Source organism: Hutsoniella sourekii ATCC 700629, assembly GCF_000518205.1.
Lineage (GTDB): Bacteria > Bacillota > Bacilli > Lactobacillales > Aerococcaceae > Hutsoniella > Hutsoniella sourekii.
In genome coordinates, this window is the sequence record NZ_JADD01000024.1 from 1 (window position 1) to 18,172 (window position 18,172).

15 protein-coding genes and 1 pseudogene are annotated in these 18,172 nt (G+C 42.3%); 3 read left to right on the forward strand and 13 right to left on the reverse strand.

The annotated features are described in order from the left end of the window. A pseudogene (locus T408_RS11095) lies at window positions 1-341 on the forward strand (transposase); the annotation flags it as partial. Between the two features lie 10 nt (window positions 342-351). Here T408_RS11095 and T408_RS0106510 read toward each other — a convergent pair. Next, window positions 352-1,572 carry a pyridoxal-phosphate-dependent aminotransferase family protein gene (locus T408_RS0106510; protein ID WP_028119232.1) on the reverse strand — a complete coding sequence of 407 codons (1,221 nt, stop codon included), beginning with the start codon at window positions 1,570-1,572 and terminating at the stop codon, window positions 352-354. A gap of 204 nt (window positions 1,573-1,776) precedes the next feature. On the opposite strand from T408_RS0106510, the gene T408_RS0106515 reads away from it, so the two are divergent. Beyond that, window positions 1,777-3,411 carry a PucR family transcriptional regulator gene (locus T408_RS0106515; RefSeq protein WP_028119233.1) on the forward strand — a complete coding sequence of 545 codons (1,635 nt, stop codon included), beginning with the start codon at window positions 1,777-1,779 and terminating at the stop codon, window positions 3,409-3,411. 338 nt (window positions 3,412-3,749) lie between these two features. Here T408_RS0106515 and allD read toward each other — a convergent pair whose 3' ends face one another. From allD to T408_RS0106545, 6 genes are all read right to left on the reverse strand, one after another. Beyond that, complete coding sequence (allD, locus tag T408_RS0106520) at window positions 3,750-4,817, reverse strand: ureidoglycolate dehydrogenase (protein WP_028119234.1); 1,068 nt, start codon at window positions 4,815-4,817, stop codon at window positions 3,750-3,752. 35 nt (window positions 4,818-4,852) lie between these two features. Then, on the reverse strand, window positions 4,853-5,653 hold the full coding sequence (allE, locus tag T408_RS0106525; RefSeq protein WP_028119235.1) for a (S)-ureidoglycine aminohydrolase: 801 nt from the start codon (window positions 5,651-5,653) through the stop codon (window positions 4,853-4,855). 244 nt (window positions 5,654-5,897) lie between these two features. Next, window positions 5,898-7,238, reverse strand: a complete 1,341-nt coding sequence (locus T408_RS0106530) for an ABC transporter permease (protein ID WP_028119236.1) — start codon at window positions 7,236-7,238, stop codon at window positions 5,898-5,900. Further along, window positions 7,231-7,983 carry an ABC transporter ATP-binding protein gene (locus tag T408_RS0106535; protein ID WP_028119237.1) on the reverse strand — a complete coding sequence of 251 codons (753 nt, stop codon included), beginning with the start codon at window positions 7,981-7,983 and terminating at the stop codon, window positions 7,231-7,233. Before T408_RS0106535 ends, T408_RS0106530 begins: the two co-directional genes overlap by 8 nt. Before the next feature lie 138 nt (window positions 7,984-8,121). After that, on the reverse strand, window positions 8,122-9,174 hold the full coding sequence (locus T408_RS0106540) for a PepSY domain-containing protein (protein ID WP_028119238.1): 1,053 nt from the start codon (window positions 9,172-9,174) through the stop codon (window positions 8,122-8,124). Between the two features lie 166 nt (window positions 9,175-9,340). After that, window positions 9,341-9,727 (reverse strand): general stress protein, encoded by a 387-nt coding sequence (locus T408_RS0106545; RefSeq protein WP_028119239.1) that lies wholly within the window; start codon window positions 9,725-9,727, stop codon window positions 9,341-9,343. Window positions 9,728-9,863: 136 nt separating this feature from the next. On the opposite strand from T408_RS0106545, the gene T408_RS0106550 reads away from it, so the two are divergent. Then, a complete protein-coding gene (locus T408_RS0106550) occupies window positions 9,864-10,412 on the forward strand; it encodes a cysteine hydrolase family protein (RefSeq protein WP_028119240.1) in 549 nt (182 codons plus the stop codon). A 76-nt stretch (window positions 10,413-10,488) separates the two neighbouring features. Here the strand turns inward: T408_RS0106550 and T408_RS0106555 are convergent, their stop codons facing one another. The 6 genes from T408_RS0106555 to T408_RS0106580 form a co-directional block, all read right to left on the reverse strand. Continuing rightward, window positions 10,489-11,409, reverse strand: a complete 921-nt coding sequence (locus T408_RS0106555) for an ABC transporter ATP-binding protein (protein WP_028119241.1) — start codon at window positions 11,407-11,409, stop codon at window positions 10,489-10,491. After that, window positions 11,402-12,463 carry an ABC transporter ATP-binding protein gene (locus T408_RS0106560; RefSeq protein ID WP_028119242.1) on the reverse strand — a complete coding sequence of 354 codons (1,062 nt, stop codon included), beginning with the start codon at window positions 12,461-12,463 and terminating at the stop codon, window positions 11,402-11,404. Before T408_RS0106560 ends, T408_RS0106555 begins: the two co-directional genes overlap by 8 nt. Window positions 12,464-12,473: 10 nt before the next feature. Beyond that, the gene (locus tag T408_RS0106565) at window positions 12,474-13,397 is read right to left on the reverse strand and encodes an ABC transporter permease (RefSeq protein ID WP_028119243.1); all 924 of its coding nucleotides are present in this window, start codon (window positions 13,395-13,397) and stop codon (window positions 12,474-12,476) included. A gap of 1 nt (window position 13,398) precedes the next feature. Further along, window positions 13,399-14,331, reverse strand: coding sequence for an ABC transporter permease (locus tag T408_RS0106570; protein WP_028119244.1), 933 nt, complete (start codon window positions 14,329-14,331; stop codon window positions 13,399-13,401). Window positions 14,332-14,545: 214 nt separating this feature from the next. Beyond that, window positions 14,546-16,171, reverse strand: a complete 1,626-nt coding sequence (locus T408_RS0106575) for a peptide ABC transporter substrate-binding protein (RefSeq protein ID WP_028119245.1) — start codon at window positions 16,169-16,171, stop codon at window positions 14,546-14,548. A 146-nt stretch (window positions 16,172-16,317) separates the two neighbouring features. Beyond that, entirely contained in the window at window positions 16,318-17,952 is a 1,635-nt protein-coding gene (locus T408_RS0106580; RefSeq protein ID WP_028119246.1) for an L-lactate permease, read from the reverse strand. Window positions 17,953-18,172: the final 220 nt, after the last annotated feature.

Consider the following 18,172-nt stretch of genomic DNA (forward strand, 5'->3'; position numbering starts at 1 on the left):
CTTAGGAAGGTAACCATCAATCCGGAGTGGGAGTACTACAAAGCCAAGCAACGAGAGCTCTTGTCAGATCCAGAATACAGCTTAATATACAGCCTTCGAAAAACGGATGTGGAACCCGCATTCGGACATTTGAAGGCGAATTTAGGGTTCAACCGATTCCATGTAAGAGGAATTGATAAGGTTCATAATGAGATTGGACTGGCGTTAATGGCCACGAACATGAGAAAATTGGCTCTGATCTTTAGAACAAATCAAAAGACCCAGCATTTTTATTCTTGTCGAATAAAAATCTGGGTTTTTTGAGGACTTACCTTACAGCCTCTTTTAAGATTAGTCAATGAGTGGATCCGTTTAAGCTTGGGCGTCCAAATAGACTTGCAAGGCAGCTGGGACAGCTTTACCTGGAGTAATATCAGCCCCGTGGTGGATAAGCGCTGCTTCAAAGGCACCTAGAACTTGCAAAACGTTCTCACGGCGACTAGAGTAACCCATGTTACCAATCCGCCAGATTTTACCAATTAATGGACCAAATGAGCCTGCGATTTCAACACCGAATTGTTCCAATAAGGTATTCTTAACCGCATCCCCATCTACTCCTTCTGGAATAAGAACAGGTGTAACTGTCACCATGTTGGATTCTAATTCACCAAATAATCCTAAGCCCATAGCATCAATACCGGCCTTAATCGCACGGTCATTTAAGGCGTGACGTTCATAGACATTGTCTAAACCCTCTTCGAGAATTAGGCGTAGACCAGTGTGAGCACCATAGACTTGTGAAGTTGCTTCTGTGTGGTGGTTGATTGGATTAGGGCTCCAGTAATGAAGAAGCTGACTTAAATCTAAATAGTTAGACTGGATATAATCGTCGTTAGGCTGGTCGCTTTCTTTGCGAATTCCTAGTTCAACTTGTTCCCGGCTTCGAATATAGTCAACCGCACGTTGGCTCATAGCAACAAATGACATTCCTGCGGGCACACTGATACATTTTTGTGTTCCGGCAACTGCAATATCAACTCCCCAATCATCCATGCGGGTTGGCATCCCACCAAAAGTAGCGACCATATCAACCAAGAAGAAAATATCATTTTCTTGGCAGTATTGACCAATTTGGTCTAGCTCTTGGAATTGACCATTGGCCGTTTCCCCGTGGATCATCGCTAGAACATCTGGCTGTTCAGCAACCAAGCGATCAATAATTTCTTGTTGGTCAAAAGGACTATCCCAGTCTTTCTCCATTAAGGTTACGTCACCGCCGGCACGTTCGGCAATCTCAGCTAATAAATAGGCGAAACGACCATAAGCAGGAACTAGAACCTTATCACCTGGTTTAATCAAGGCAAACAAACCAGCCTCAAGCCCTGAACGAGAAGATCCATCCACACCGAGAGTATAGCCATCGGTTGCAAAAACTTCTTTAAGCATCTCTTGAATCTCAGCCATTAAAGATACAAAGGCTGGATCGAATTGACCTAAGATTCGGTTGCTCATAGCTTGAAGCACCTGAGGGTGAGCTTCAACTGGGCCAGGTGTCATAATGGTTCGTTGCGGAATTTGTAATGGTTGATACATAGTCATCCCTCCAAGATTTTAATTACTTTCATTTTACTGGTCAATTATCCTCTTTTTTATCTATGAAATCAAGGTTTCATCCTACTGAGTCTTGCGGTTTTTTGTTCAGATTGCACAAAAAAATTATTGCGGTATAATTCCTTTAACATTCCACCACCCTATCTAACTTCTAGGGTTCGGGAAAATATGAAATTGAGGTGCGCCATGACAACTATTTATGAATTACTTTCAGAGCCCCGTTTCAGTGACATTAAACTCTTAACCTCTCCAGACATTCCAGGACTGGAAATTCAGTCGGTCGAAGTCAGCGAGACGCCTGATGTTGCCTATTATATCCCCGAACAAGCGATTATCTTAACGACAGCGATGATTTTCCAAGATGATCAATCTGGCTTGATTGACTATTTAAATTCTATTGACAAAGTCAGGGTTGCTGGATTAGGGATCAAGACTGGGAGATTCATTGGTGAATTAGATCCAACAGTAATCAACCATGCCAATCAACTGAAAATACCAATTTTTGAAATTCCAGATACCTACCCTATCGGCTCCTTGTTGCACCAATTCTCCAATGTTATTTGGCAGACCCAACAAGAAGAGATCAACTTTGCTCTAGATATTCAAAAGAAGTTCTCAAGTCTTCTAATCAATGATGCCCACTATGATGTGGTTATTGATGAATTCAGTCGAACCGTTAATAGTCCTGCCATCTTGGTTAGTCCCTTCCACCAAACCATCGTGGCTTCCAAGCACTTTGGTTCAAGCTATCATTCTTGCGACCACTTGGTGGATCAGACCTTCTCTCAGGCCAGTCAGGTTAACAAGAAGGAAGGCACTTTTCTCATCACCAATAACCAAGGAGAAAAGATTCAGGTGGCTTTGGTTCCTATTTATGTCTACCGGAACTTCCCTCATTACCTAATTATTTTGCATTCAGAAAAGATTCCTTATCCTTTCTCATCCTTTGCTATCGAGCAAGTGGCGATGGTCTTGAGCTTTATTCTCTTTAAGGATGATAAGATTAGACAATCCAAGCAAAATATGGAGACGGATTACTTCAAAGAATTAATTGATACTCAATTATCAGACCGGTCCGAGCACCCGGGTCAACGCTCAATCTTGGATTCTAAGATGGGCTATATTAAGAGTGACTACTACCAAGCCATCTTGGTCCATGAGGAATCAACTGTGGGGGCTCATTCTCTAACGGTCTTCCAACAAGAAGCTGTGGATGTGATTACTCTTTGGTTGAAGTATGTCGACCATCCAAGTCTTCCTAGTAATACCCTGGTCATGCCGGAGCCTAATGGTCAAGGAAGTTTGTTGATTCTACAACGGAGTCCTCATTTACTGGAGGAAGTGCTCTTTGACTTGGCTAGCGACTTGAGACGGATTCTAGATATCCAGATTGTCTTCAGCGTCGGTAATGCTTATGTTCACGAATCACAAATTGCGGAATCCTATTCCCAAGCCCGCCTTGCCTATAATGAACGCAGTCGAACCAATAACCGTCAGGGGTCTATTAGTTATTATGAGAATAAGGGAATGTATCAACTCTTCAACCAATTAAACCATAATGAAGTCCAATACTATTGCCGTTCCATTCTCAAGAGCTTCGCCTATCCTGAAGATACTGGTAGCCAGGACCTCAGAGATACCTTGAAGGCTTACTTAGACAACCAATGCGAGATTGCTCAAACCGCGGCAGACCTATATGTCCACCGCAATACTGTCAAGTACCGGATCCAACGTTGCGAAGAAATCCTCGGTTATTCCGTATCTTCTCCGGATAACTCCTTGAACTTAAGAATAGCCCTGGAGTTAAGCGAAGAAGGCTAATAAACAACCGATTAATCATTCTAAAAATGAAATTATAAGATGAGTCAAAATCGATCAATTAAAAGCTTCGAAAAACAAACTTTCCCTCAGCTGTAGTGGACCGCCTTCAGAGCGCGAACGCTCTTTCCGGCTAAATTGACTGTGCTCTCCCTAAGCGCCATAGGCGTAAGGGAGAGCTATGCGTCAATTGTCCTAAAACTACTGCTGAGGGAATGTTTGTTTTCTTCGCTATTATCAATTTTCTTTTTTTACTAATAAAGGTTACAAATCTGAACGATTTGTTTTGATTAAACATGGTGTGAATAACTTATCTCACATTCTTGTTTATGTTTATTGGATTAGTTAGCAAAAGCACTTAGGCCTTCGTATGCGTCATTATGTACCACATCAGATTCAAGGTATTCCATAATTGATTCAGGGATTTCAGTTCCTTCTTCAAGCGCTTTGTCGTAACGTAAGTTAGAACCTTCGCCTGGGTAACGAACAGAGCTGAATCCTCCTGCCGGTTTAATGGCATTCAATTCTTCTTGAGTTTGTTGGATGCTTTGTTTGAACTTCTCAGCTCCTACGAATTTCTCTGGATCAATTAAGATATAGATCTGACCTAAGTAACGACCATCATGGAGATCATGGTACATACTGGTTACATTCTTACCAAATGGAAGTCCCATTAAGACAGCTGCAAGAACGTCAACCATCATCATTAAGCCGTATCCTTTAGGCCCTGCAATTGGTACAAGACCAGCTACTGCTTGAGGGTCCGTGGTTGGATTACCATCAGCATCTACTGCCCAAGTATCAGGAATAGACTTACCTTTAGAGCGAGCATCTAATACTTTACCCCAAGCTTGAACGGTTGTCGCCATATCAAAGATAATTGGGTGAGAACCAGCACTTGGTGCACCAAAACCGATTGGGTTCGTTCCATAGTAAGGTTCAGCCCCTCCATAAGGAACAACCATTGGGTCTGATTGAGTCATAGCAATCCCGATCATATCATACTCAACAATCTTACGTAAGTAATAAGATAGCGTGCCGGTATGGCCACAGTTTCTAACACCGATAACGGCTGCTCCTTGTTCCTTGGCTAGCTTGATTCCTGGTTCAATGGCTTCATTAGCAACATATTGCCCTTGACCGTTGTCACCATCTAAGATAGCAGTAGCAGGACCTGTTTGTTCCCACTTTAATTGTGGATCATGAGTGATCCCACCTTTGGCAATACGCTCAGCATAGTATTCGACACGAACCGCACCATGTGAGTGAACGCCAGATAAGTCTGCATATGTTAAGTGAGCAGCTGTCTCTTCTGCAGAAGCTTCGTTTAATCCTGCAGCCATTAATTTCTTCTTAATTAAATCATGGAGACGTTGTGCGCTAACTTTTACTGTTTTTTCTTCAGACATTAAATTTCCTCCTTTAATTGATTCCTCTTGAATGACTAGTTTAAAGGTGCGACACCTGGATCACGGTTTGCATCTTTTGAATAAACGTAAGCTAAAGGCTCGTCACGGCCAACTGCATAAGCAGCTTGTTGAGTGTAAGCAGCCATGAAGATGTAGTCGCCTTTTTCGACTGGGAACCATTCGTTATCCAGGTTATACATACCTTGACCAGACAAGAGATAAGCACCGTGTTCTTGGTAGTGAGTTTCGATGTAACCATGACTAGCTCCTGGTTCAAAGGATAGAATATGAATGTTCATATCAAATCCAAAGTCATCAGTTGGCAAGAAGTCCCATAATAGTACATCCTTCATGCCTTCGTATTCAATTGGTTCTAGATCGTTCTTATTCCCAACCACCTTATAGGCTTCATGGCCTTCAATGGCTTCATAAGCACGCTTATACAAGAAGACTTCAGTAACTTCATCTTGCCCATTCTCTAAATACATTAACTGTCCTTCTGGGAAGTAAGCATAGCCACCTTCTGTTAACTCATGGCTTTCTTGGTCATCTTTAACGATTAATTTACCTGAGACAACATAGACAAACGTTTGCTGACCTGGGCCACCAAAGCCTAATTCATTTTTGCCACCTTTTTCGAATTCTGCGATATAGTCGCTAAATGAAGCGCCTAAGCGTGGGGAACCTAGAATAGAGATTTTTACATTTTCAAATCCTGGAATACTATTATTAACTAATCCATCATGTGGAATAATGGCATAGTTATTCTTCTTGATAACTCCTCGTGATGTTAATAGACCATCACGGTAACCTGTCTGATTGTTCTTGTAACCCATTAACAAATCCCTCCTGATTATTAGACTGATCATTGGCCATCTACCACCAATGTTCTTATACTGCTATTGTATAGGTTTTCATAAGCTAATACCACCAAAAATACCACAAATTATTAAGGTATTTTGTCTTCTTTGCACAATCTTCTTGACAGTTTCAAGCTGATCCACTCGACTCGTTGGAGTTTTGTAACAAAAAATCCCCAGCTACTAGAAGACAGCTGGGGAATCTAACATTTCGCATCGTTTATTGAACTGGCTTTTGCTTGGATCGGCTAGCCCAAGGAAGATAGAAGCGTATGAGTAGTTCCAAGACAATAATCCAAAGCATGAAGATAACGAGCGTAGATAGGATTTGTCTTTGACCGATAACCAATCCAAGAGCCATAATTATTAATTGAATCCAGGTAACCAGGCGAATGGCTTGAGCATAAGCCTTGGTTTGTCCCATGGCTTGATTAGGATAGATCCGGAAGAAGGGGTGGCGGTCATATCGCTTAGCTAAAGGAATTAATTGAACTAAACTCATCAGCAAGGACAGACAACCTAAGACTCCTGCCAGTAGCGAGCTTTGGATAAAGCAATGAAGAAAAGCTGTAAAAATAGCCAGTCGCAACCAAATGGCACTATCTGTTTGATTACGAAACAGACTTCTTAGGTAAATATAATAATAGGGATTAGGATGTCTAGTTGATAAAACTTTTAACAGGGAATCCAGGTAAGAACGTCGCTTAACCCGAACTTCCTTGCTTGGAACATCAGCAAAGATAGAAATCCACTTATATAGCTTGGATTGGCGGGCTTGTTCTTGGTCAATTACCCAAGTAAATGCTAAGCGATCCCGCTTGAATTTACTATAAAGGTAAAGATTCATTAGAAGAACAGCCACTAAGGGGATCAGATAACCCCACAAATAATAAGCAGAGGGAAGATAGACCGTTAAGATCAAGCCGAGACCGTAAGCTAAGGTATTTAGCCAAATAATCAACCAACGGTTACCTGCTGACCGCTCTGGAACAAAAGCCCCCAAATACTCAGAAACACTACGATTCAAGCGATAGACTAGCCCCACACCTATAAATAACATCAGCTGGCCTTGATCCCAGGCACTCACCAGGGCCATCAAGGGGAAGATTAAGGCCTGTAAAGCTGCTAGAACAAGAGCACCCGGCACAAAACCTAAAAGCAAACCCTTAGCCCAATAGGATCGCCATTGGTCTCCCCTAGCAAACAAGTAACTTTGGTCAGGGATCTGAGTCAACCAGACATGTCGTCCCACAGACATCCCAGCTACTAAGACTAAGACCACAAATAGGGTCACCGGTAATTGAACCTGCTTCAAAGGCTGATCTTGCAAGCGACCTAACAAGTCACGGTAAAATAGAGCACCAAGAGCCATCAAAGCCAACAATATAATCGAAAAATGATCATTAAAAATTAAACGAGCATATTTACCTAAGTCTTGAAGTTGCTGATTAAGCCGCACTTGGAATAAGTGCGGCAGATCCCTAACCCGGCCACTGCTACTTGGTCGGCTTTGACGCCGCTCAACTTTAACTCCAGGACCTTGCTTATTGTTATTAGTCAAGGGAACCACCTACTTGTTCTCTACGTGTCATTTCAAAATACAAGTCATCCAGACTAGCCTGCGGCATTGCAAAGGCTGCTTGCAAATCTTCCAACTGGCCCTCAGCCACCACTTGACCTGACTGAAGAAAGATATAGGAATCACAAAGATCTGCTGCAATCGTTAAGACATGAGTGGTAAATAGAATGGCCGACCCCTGTCTGGCTCGTTCCTGAAGAAGCTCAGTGAAGTCCTTAATCGCAATCGGATCAAGACCTAAGAAAGGCTCATCAATAATCAACAACTTCGCATCGGTGACCAGGGCACAAATAATCATAACCTTCTGCTTCATCCCTTTGGAGAAGTGACTGGGGAACCAGTTTAACTGCTTATCCAAGCGAAAGAGTTTCAATAAAGGTTGTGCCCGCTTCATCACTAAGTCTACATCCAAACCATAACCTAAAGCCGTCATCTCCAAGTGTTCCTCCAGGGTCAATTCGGGGTAGAGAATCGGTGTTTCAGGAATATAAGCTACCTGACTGGCATAGGCTTGATGGTCTTCCTCAATACTTTGGCCGGCAATCCTTATTTGTCCTGATAAGGGGGTTAGAAGACCCAAGATAGTCTTCAAGAGAGTAGACTTCCCTGCACCATTTAAGCCAACTAATCCTACTATTTCTCCAAAGGGAATTTGTAGATTGATATCTCGTATAACAGCTACTCCTTGATAGCCACTCGTCACCTGCTTCAATTCTAAGCTAGACATTCAATCACCGCCTCACTTTCTAATCTGGCTTATTATAGCATACAATCGCCTATCAAGTCGGACCAAGCCATGAATAAAAGATGAAAGATCAACAAAAAAACTCCACCCGAAGGTGGAGTTCATCGCTTTACTAATTGATTAGTTGCTAGCTGATTCAGAGGCTGATTCGGCTTCTTCTGAAGCTGAGTCTGCTTCTTCTTTAGCTTCTGATGCTTCAGATTCTGCTTGGGAAGCTTCTTCTGAGGCTGATTCAGCAGCAGATTCAGCTGATGCTTCTTCTGATGAAGCTTGTTCAGTTGCTGTTGTTGCCGCTGGTTGAACTGGTTTAACAACTTCGCCTTCAGTCTTAATGACTTCACCAGTTACAGCATCGATAGTAATTTCAGCCTTGCGACCCTTGCTTGGATCTGTAATATCTTCAACTACTTCGATATCTACAGTTGTTTTATCTTCTGGGTTCAAGTCACGTTCAAGATCCCATTCGATCGCTTGACCATAGCCAGCAGTTTCAATCGCAATCGCTGTTAACTTATCAAATGATAATAAGTTGTCGAATTCTAGAGCTTCAATCGCTTCTGCTTGGTCTTCTGCATCTAACTCTTCAGTTTCTTCTTCAAGTACTTCTTGAGTTTCACTGTGGTAAGTTAAGCTGTATTCAGTTGTTTCATCGCGACCTTCAACTTGAATCTTGAAGACATTTTCGTTAACTGAAGTATCTACTTCTTCCCCTTCAGCAACTTCAGAAATCGCTGTTTCAGCATTTTGAACGGCTTGGTCTAATCCGTCTAATTGTTCAACACTTACTTTTGTGACTGATACATCTGGGTAAGTTTGACGGAAAGTTTCAACTGAAGTTTTAACCGCTTTTTGTAAAGCTGAGGCTTCTTCTTCAGTAGCTACAGCCGGTACAGCTGCTGATTCTTGAGCTGCTTCTGCGCTTTCTTCAACAACAGATGCTTCTTCGCTAGCAGATTCAGCTGCTGATTCAGCAGATTCTGCTTCCACTGAGGCTTCGGCAGCTACTGATGACTCCTCAACATGAGAAGTTTCTTCTGCTGGTGTTTCTGTATTTTCGCTAGTAGCTGCTGCTTCTGAATTGTCTTCAGCTAGGGCAACGGTATTCACCGCAACTGCACCTAATGTCATGGCGCTCATACTTAGTAAAGCTAATTTTTTTAGAGATTTTTTCATTATATCACTCCTAATCACTTATTAAAGGGTGCTTCCCTTTCACCTTTATATTAGCACCAAATCATTCGTAAAGCTAACAATAACGCTTATCTTAACGCTTTTTTCATAGTCTGGGCTTGATTTGACTCATTTAATTCACATTTTATTCAAACTTCAAGAGTTAGAACTATTTGGCCTTTTTAGCGCGAGCCTTAATGGCTTGAATCTGGGCTTCGTATTCTGGCTCCACAGTGACAATAATCATATCACGGTCAATTTCATCTTGAAAGTCAGCCACTTCACTATCAACATAGGGATTCGGACCATCTGCTAGTACCAACTTTTCATCTTCGCTGAAGAATTCCTTAAAGGACTCCAACCAAGATTTCTGGTTGCTAGGCGCTTCTTGGGCATCCTTCATCGTGATGTCAATATTTTGAAGCTCAAAGACAACATCTTCATTGGCATATAAAGTGATAGCCTGACGGGGAATTCCATTACCAACCAACAAATCAATGATGGCCTCCGCCTTCTCGCCAGATCCATAAATTCCATAAATCGTTTCTTCTTCCATTATTATCTCCTATTCAAATATTTATTTAAAATTCACACCAATTTATTATTTCACTAGAATTCTACCATACTTTTGAGTAAGATGGTTCTATATTGGCTAGATTCTATTACCATCTACATAGAGAGAGGAATTTATCATGAAACGAGCACTCATTAATATTGACTATACAGTAGATTTTGTCGCTGACGATGGCGCCTTAACTGCTGGAGAAACTGGGCAAGCTATCTACCAGGAAATCCTTGATTTAACAAAATCCTTTGTTGAAGCAGGCGATTACGTGGTCTTCGCCATTGATACCCATCAATTAAATGATCCTTATCACCCAGAAACGCAACTCTTCCCACCCCATAATATTGAAGGAACGCCTGGACACGAACTCTATCAGGATTTAGAGACCTACTACCAAGAAGTCAAGGATGCCAAAAACGTCTACTATATGGAGAAGACTCGCTACTCTGCCTTCGCTGGTACTGACCTAGAGATCAAGTTAAGAGAACGGGGCATTGAGGAATTGTATCTAGTTGGTGTTTGTACAGATATTTGCGTGCTTCATACTGCGGTAGATGCTTATAACAAAGGCTTCAAAATTGTGATTCCTACCAATTGCGTCGCCACCTTCACCGAATTTGGCGACCAGTGGGCCCTTGACCATTTCAAAAATAGTCTAGGAGCTAAATTAATTTAAGCTACGCTAAAAAATTATAAAGACCCCCAACCAAGTTTTGGTTGGGGGTTAAAAACTGCAGTAAAATCAAGTGATCTTATGCATGGAAATCGATAAGTTCTGCTTGCCAGCGACGGGCTTGTTCATCCGTTCCTAGGACATAGTGACCGGGATGGATTTCATGTTGCTTAACTTCTCCCGTTGCTTGTTCATGCTGATAAGGGATCCGGGTCCGGTGGCTCTCGCTAATTGGATCCGGTTGAGGAACAGCTGATAGAAGTGAGCGCGTATAAGGATGAATAGGCGCATTGTAAATTTCTTCAGCAGGTCCTAATTCAACAATATTCCCCATATACATCACAGCAATTCGATCACTGATATATTTAACCATGGATAAGTCATGAGCAATAAAGAGATAAGTAAGATTTTGTTCTTTTTGAAGACGCTTCATCAAGTTAACGACTTGGGCTTGAATCGACACGTCAAGAGCAGAAATCGGCTCATCCGCAATGATAAACTTAGGCTCTAAGGCCAATGACCGGGCAATACCAATCCGTTGTCTCTGCCCACCTGAAAACTCATGGGCGTAACGGTTAGTGTGCTCGCGGTTCAAGCCAACAGCTTCCAATAGGTCAGCGACCCGTTGTTGGCGCTCCTTGCTATCCTTATATAGGCCATGAATATCGAAGGCCTCACCAATAATATCATAAACTGTCATTCTAGGATCCAAGGAAGCATAAGGGTCTTGGAAGATCATCTGAATCTCTCTTGATAACTCCTTACGTCCCATCTGACGAACGGGTGTACCTTCATAAGAAATCTCACCAGCTGTCGGTTCATAAAGACCAATGATCGCTCGACCAGTTGTGGACTTACCTGATCCTGATTCGCCTACCAAGCCTAGCACTTCTCCTTCATAGATATCGAAGCTAATGCCATCGACCGCCTTGACGGGGTTATCAGGATTACCAAAATATTGTTTTAAATTTTTTACTTCTAATATTTTTTTCTTAGTCATTTAACTTCGCTCCTTCATGGGCTAAATAGCGGTCAATTCGCCGCTGGATGGCTTGAGGAACTTCCACGCTTGGGGCATCTGGATGAAGCAACCAAGTCTTGGCGTAATGCTCATCATTCACCTTGAACATAGGAGGTTCTTGTTCATAATCAATCTGCATAGCAAATTGGTTACGCGGAGCAAAGGCGTCGCCTACCGGTGGATTAATCAAGTTAGGTGGGGCTCCTGGTATTGTATACAATTCTTCACTGGAGTCGCTCTCCAAGTCCGGCATAGATCCTAATAGACCCCAAGTATAGGGATGCTTAGGATTATAGAAGATTTCATTAACACTGCCATACTCCACTACTTGTCCCGCATACATAACCGCAACTGAATCCGCCACATTGGCCACCACCCCTAAGTCATGGGTGATAAATATCATGGCACTGTTAATCTTATGTTGAATAGACTTCATTAACTCAAGAATCTGAGCTTGAATGGTCACATCCAAGGCTGTGGTTGGCTCATCGGCAATCAATAACTTAGGTTCTGCTGCCAAGGCAATAGCAATAACAACCCGTTGGCGCATCCCACCAGAAAATTCATGCGGATATTGATGGTAGCGTTCTTCTGCTCTTGGAATTTCAACTAATTCTAGCAGTTCAATCGTCCGCTTATAAGCTTCATTGCTCGATACATCTGGATTATGAAGTGTAATCACTTCACTAATTTGCTTACCAATCTTAATGGTCGGATTCAAGGCAGTCATCGGATTTTGGAAGATCATCGCAATATCGTTACCTCGAATATTGCTCATTTGATCATCATCTAAGTTCATCAAGTCTTGACCATCGAAGATAATTTCCCCTGAGTCATACTCACCTGGTGGTTGAGGAATCAAACGCATAATGGCATTACTGGTGACTGATTTACCAGAACCTGATTCTCCTACGATCGCCAAGGTTTCTCCGTAGTGAAGACTTAAGTTGACCCCACGAACTGCTCGCACACGTCCGGCAAAGGTCTTGAAGGAAATAGCTAAATCTTTTACTTCTAATAATAATTCTGACATATGATTCCTCCTACTTCCGTAACTTCGGATCTAATGCATCACGCAAGCCGTCACCAACTGCGTTGAAAGCAAAAATCGTCAGAGAAATTAATAAAGCTGGGAACATCAAACGCCATGGAGCGGTCATAATCGATTCTGCCCCTTCATTAGCCATGGTTCCCCAAGAAGCCATCGGTGGCGTTACACCTAGTCCCAAGAAGCTCAAGTAGGCTTCGGTAAAGATAGCACTAGGAATTGAAAGCGTCATCTGTACGATAATGATCCCCATCGCATTAGGAATCAAGTGCTTACGAATAATATGACCTAGGCTCGCTCCCAAGGTTCTAGAAGCCAGTACATATTCCTCATTCTTCAAGGACATCACTTCAGTCCGAACAATCCGGGCCATAGAGATCCAACCCGTAATCGACATAGCTAGAATAAGAGGTAGTAATCCTTGCTCAAGAACGACCAATAGCATAATGACGATCAATAGATAAGGAACGGCATTCAAGACATCGGCAATTCGCATCATTACTTGGTCCACTCGGCCTCCAGCCATACCGGCAATCGAACCGTAGACCACTCCGATAAATACGCTGACAAAGGCAGAAGCTAACCCAATAAATAAGGAAATTCGAGCTCCAACCCAAACACGAACAAAAATATCGCGACCTAAATTATCGGTACCAAACCAATACTCTGCACTTGGTGCATGGTTATAGGCCCCTGTTTGTTCACTATATTCAAATGGAGATAGGATCGGCACAAAGATAGCCATCAAGGCGATAACAATTAGAATCCCAATCCCAACCATGGCTAACTTATTCTTCTTGAAGGTTTGAAAAACTTCCTGCCAGAAAGAAACGGGCTTATCGCTTAAAATATCCGTTTGATCTTCACGAATCCCTATTCGCTTAAACTTATCGGCTTGGATTATTGGCATTTCACTCATCTTAATCGTTGCCTCCTTCTAAGTCAATTCGAGGGTCTAATAGGGCATTAATCACATCTGCTAGAATAACCATCCCTAACAAGATGATAGAGTAGAAGACAGTGATACCCATAATAACTGTATAATCCCGGTTATTAATGGAAGTCACGAAGTGACGGCCAAGGCCCGGAATAGCGAAGATCTTCTCGATAACGAAAGATCCTGTCAGAACCCCTGCTACTAGTGGCCCTAAGTAAGTCACGACTGGTAAGAGGGCATTTCTTAGCGAGTGTTTATAGACTACTTGCCAGCGTCTCAAACCTTTGGCACGGGCCAACTTAACATATTCTGAGGTGTTCTGTTCTAATAAGCCGGACCGGGTCATCTTAGCAATACTTCCCACATGGACCATTCCCAAGGCTAGCGTTGGTAGGACTGTGTGAAGTAGACTTTGCCAACCAGAGATTGGGAACCAACCTAACTTCAAACCAAAGAAATACTGAGACAAACCAGCCAAGACAAAGGATGGCACAGAAATGCCTAGAACAGAAACGGTTGTTGCAAAATAGTCTCCGGATTTATTGTGATTCATTGCAGCAATCACACCCAGTAATACCCCTAGTCCTAGAGATATCAATAAGGCCTGTAAGCCCAGTTGCACTGAAACTGGGAAACTTTCAGCTATCATTGCGTTAACAGTCCGTCCACGATATTTCATTGATTCTCCAAAGTCAAAAGTAAAGACATTCTTAACGTAATTGAAATATTGGACATACCATGGGTCATTTAACCCGTAAGTGGCACTCAATTGCTCTTGGATAGCTGGTGAGATGTTATTTTGTTCAGTGGCAAATGGACTCCCCGGTGCAATTCGCATCAGGAAGAACGTCACTGTAACAATGACCAGTAAGGCTATGAGCGCATAAAGTATACGTTTGGCAATATACTTCGCCATGTAAAATTCCTCCTCATTAGTTACAAAAATAATTACAAGACCCATTATAACGAACATTTGATATAATCACTAGGACTATTTTTAATTAAAAGCTAATTTGACACAGTTCTAAATTAGCTTACTTATTCTAAAATGCTATAGAAACCCGAAGAATAGGGGATCCACCAAGGACTCTCCTATTTTTCGGGTTTGATCTTATTGCTATTTTTTGGGTTTATTCTGCGGCTAAAGTCACATGTTTCAAGTAAATGTTACCTAAAGCATTAGGTTTCATGTCTTGAACGTGAGGTTTTTTAACCGCATTATTAGTGTAGTAGTAAACTGGGATAACTGGCATTTCATCCACTAAGATCGCTTCAGCTTGTTTCAGCATATCTAAACGCTTAGCTTCATCTGTTTCTGCTCGAGCAGAATCAATTAAGTTCTTGAACTCTTCGTTTTCCCAACCAGTGTCGTTGTTACCTTCATCAGCTGTACGGTACATATCTAAGAAGGTAATAGGATCGTTGAAGTCAGCAATCCATCCCATACGACCTACTTGATAGTCTAATTGTTGTAAGCGGTCTAGGTATACTTGCCATTCTGTTGAATCAATCTCAACGTTAATACCAAGGTTTTCTACCCAACCAGCTTGAACGAATTGAGCAATGGCTGAGTGAGCTTCAGAGTCGTTGATGGATAATTTAACAGTGATCTCTTTTGGATCTTTGATTCCAAGTTCTTCCATCCCTTTTTGAAGCGCTTCTTTAGCCCCTTCCATATCGTTATCTTGGAAGTAGCCACGGTCTTCCTTGAAGGCTTCCATCGTTGGAGGAATGATTCCTGTTGCAGGTAGTTGTCCACCCTTAGTTACATTGTTAATTAATTCTTGACGGTTCATTGCTAAAGCGAGAGCTCGACGAATGTTCTTGTTTTGTAGAACTTCATCTGTTGTGTTGACCTTGTACCAGTAGATCGCTGCATATGGGAATGATTCCAAGGAATCCTCTTGTCTGTACTTATCCATATAATCAAGCGCTACGGTTCCGTAAGGAGAACCTAAGTAGTCTAAGTTACCCGCTTCAAACTCATTGTTAGCGGTTGATTCAGATTCAATGATACGAACATTAACTTCCTTGACAGATACATTGTCTTTGTCCCAATATTGGTCATTTGCAACTAATTGGTAGTCGGCATTGTGATTCCATTGAGCTAAGTTATAGGCACCGTTGGTTACATAATTTTCACCAGCGTCTGCTGCCCAACCGTCACCACCAGCTTCAACAGCTTTTTGGTTAACTGGCATATAAGTATAGAAGGCTGTTAACTCAGTAAAGTATGGTGTTGGGTGGGTTAACTTAACTTCTAATGTCTTATCATCGATAGCTTTAACTGCTACATCATCAGCTGTTCCTTCACCAGAGTTAAATTTCTCAGCTCCTTCAATTGGATACATAATTGAAGCATATTGTGAAGCTGTCTCAGGATCTAGGACACGCTTCCAAGCATACTCGAAATCTCCGGCTACAACCGGTTCTCCGTTACTCCAAACGGCACCATCTCTTAACTTAAAGGTATAAGTTAATTCATCATCACTAACGTCCCACTCTTCAGCAATCCCAGGAACAACCTTACCGTCCTTGTCGAATCCAGTTAGACCTTCGAAGACGTTCTGGATAATAGCTCCTGACGTACTATCAGTAGCCAATGCTGGGTCAATCGTAGGCGGTTCTGTTGAAATTGACAGATTCAAGGCCTGATTATCTTGAGCAAAAGCTACTTGTGTACCAGCGCCTGCTAATGGTGATAAGGCTAAGACCGCAGCACCTAGGGCCACTACACGTTTCAGAAATTTTTTCATCTGAGTTTCTCCCCTTTATTATTTATTAATATTAATTTAGCCCATTATGTAAGCATTGTCAACTCAGTTTTTCAGTTTCATTTAATTTTCAAAGGTCTTTTCTTATCGAAAACTTAAAAAGACCGCCTCCAAGGCGGTCCAGAAAATTAGTGGGGTAAATAGAGGTGAATCAAGACAGAAACGATGGAGACAACGAGTCCGGTTAACACCATGTAAATACCACTAATGCGATAAACATCGGTTGGCTTGTGATCGGAATGAACAGTTGATAAACCGAGGATGATATTTGTTGGAGCGATCGAGTTACCCACAGCGGACCCTCCGGACTGGAAGGCAATCATCTGGTCAAAGCTTAAGGCTGAAGTGGTCTGAGCCACTGATGTTTGCATCGGAATAAACAAGATATTGGATGACGTTGTCGATGAAGTCATAAAGGTACCAATCGAGCCTATCCAAGGTGCTAGGAATACATAAAGAATCGGTGGTGCTACCATACCAATTCCTAAGGCTAAGACCGCATTTTGACCAGAATGACTGAGGACCTGACTCATCATCAAGAAGGCCAGAATCGATAGGGAAGGTCCTTTGGCATCCTTGACCATCCCCTTAACGGAACGTTGCGGAACCGCTTCAACTCCTTGATAACATCCCTTGGAACGGAAGAAATAATAGGCAAATATAGCGGATATCAATAGATATAAGCTAGCATGTCTTAATAAGGCTAGGGGAGCATAAGCATCAGTTCCAGTGGTTAAATAATCGTAACCGGTAGTAACAGTTGGAAAGGCAAATGAAATATTAAACTGACCTAAAAACTGAGACACTGCCGGAATTCCTAATCCTACCAGCGATAGGACACTCAAGACAAAATAAGGAGCCAAGGCTTCATACATGTTCAACTTAGGCTCTTCTTGTTCCTCTTGACTGGATTGGATCGATTCATGGTCTAAGACTGGCGTAGTCTCTTGGAGTCGGCTCGCTTTTTGGTTGCTAGGCCACTTGGCCACCCAAGCAATCGCAACCACCAATGAAACCACCGATGGAATCACTGTACTCAAGACGGCATTAAATTGTGACACCAGTAGCTCGCCTCCGCCTTGAATAAGAGAGAAGAGCAAGACCATCCAGATTCCTTCCTTAATTCCTTCCCACTTGCCGTATAAATAGCAGATAAACAAACCACCAATCAGACAAGGAATAATCAACAATAAAGAAGTATAGAGCAGGGTCAATGGTAGGTTATCTGGGGTTACCAAGTTCAAAGTAGCCGTCCAAGCTGTACCTAGTGTCCCAAAGATCGTGGCCCAGTTAATCCCAATTAGCGGAATCACCACCGCGTAAAGGGGCTTCATGCCTAACCCTAGAAGAATTGGAGCTGCAATTGCAATCGGCGCGCCGAATCCGGCCACCCCTTGCAGGAATGAAGCAAAGATCCAACCAAACATCAAGATCAAGAACAAGTAATTGTGACTAATCTTCTGTACGCCAATTCGAATGGCAGCAAAGGCATCCGCAAAATAGGTTACTTGGTAGAGCAAGAGCGCTGTCCAAACAACAAGCAAGATACCAATCGAATCCCAAGCGCCCTTAGCCATCGCCACGCCAATCGTTTGAAGGGGCGCCTGGAAGAATACAAAGGCCAAGACAGCTGCCACTGCTAGTGAGGTAAAGCCAGCACGAGGCGCCGGCCATTTCATAAAAACTAATAAAGTAAACAATAAGACCATCGGTAAAAAGGCCAAGAGCCAGTTAACCAAGGTCATGGGTATATTTAAATCCATCTATTTCCCTCAATTCTATATTATTTTGTATTAATCATCCTTCTTCAGCAATGAAGACAACGCTTTTATAGTAACACGAATCCCTTGAGAAACCTAGATGACAACCATAAAAATCGCCAAAAGTCTTTGTTTAAAAGAGACAAAGATCACCCATCACCAGTAAGCGACTGTCTAGTTATTCAGGTGATATCTCACTTGTTTTGTCCCTTTTAAGGGACAG

Bases quoted from the DNA above. Each gene is read 5' to 3' on its own strand.
- T408_RS0106540 (WP_028119238.1), bottom strand. From the start codon at position 9,174: ATGAAAAAATCTCTAAAAAAATTAGCTTTACTAAGTATGAGCGCCATG.
- T408_RS0106545 (WP_028119239.1), bottom strand. From the start codon at position 9,727: ATGGAAGAAGAAACGATTTATGGAATTTATGGATCTGGCGAGAAGGCG.
- T408_RS0106575 (WP_028119245.1), bottom strand. From the start codon at position 16,171: ATGAAAAAATTTCTGAAACGTGTAGTGGCCCTAGGTGCTGCGGTCTTA.
- allE (WP_028119235.1), bottom strand. From the start codon at position 5,653: ATGGGTTACAAGAACAATCAGACAGGTTACCGTGATGGTCTATTAACA.
- T408_RS0106580 (WP_028119246.1), bottom strand. From the start codon at position 17,952: ATGGATTTAAATATACCCATGACCTTGGTTAACTGGCTCTTGGCCTTT.
- T408_RS0106535 (WP_028119237.1), bottom strand. From the start codon at position 7,983: ATGTCTAGCTTAGAATTGAAGCAGGTGACGAGTGGCTATCAAGGAGTA.
- T408_RS0106570 (WP_028119244.1), bottom strand. From the start codon at position 14,331: ATGGCGAAGTATATTGCCAAACGTATACTTTATGCGCTCATAGCCTTA.
- T408_RS0106565 (WP_028119243.1), bottom strand. From the start codon at position 13,397: ATGAGTGAAATGCCAATAATCCAAGCCGATAAGTTTAAGCGAATAGGG.
- T408_RS0106550 (WP_028119240.1), top strand. From the start codon at position 9,864: ATGAAACGAGCACTCATTAATATTGACTATACAGTAGATTTTGTCGCT.
- T408_RS0106555 (WP_028119241.1), bottom strand. From the start codon at position 11,409: ATGACTAAGAAAAAAATATTAGAAGTAAAAAATTTAAAACAATATTTT.
- T408_RS0106515 (WP_028119233.1), top strand. From the start codon at position 1,777: ATGACAACTATTTATGAATTACTTTCAGAGCCCCGTTTCAGTGACATT.
- allD (WP_028119234.1), bottom strand. From the start codon at position 4,817: ATGTCTGAAGAAAAAACAGTAAAAGTTAGCGCACAACGTCTCCATGAT.
- T408_RS0106560 (WP_028119242.1), bottom strand. From the start codon at position 12,463: ATGTCAGAATTATTATTAGAAGTAAAAGATTTAGCTATTTCCTTCAAG.
- T408_RS0106510 (WP_028119232.1), bottom strand. From the start codon at position 1,572: ATGTATCAACCATTACAAATTCCGCAACGAACCATTATGACACCTGGC.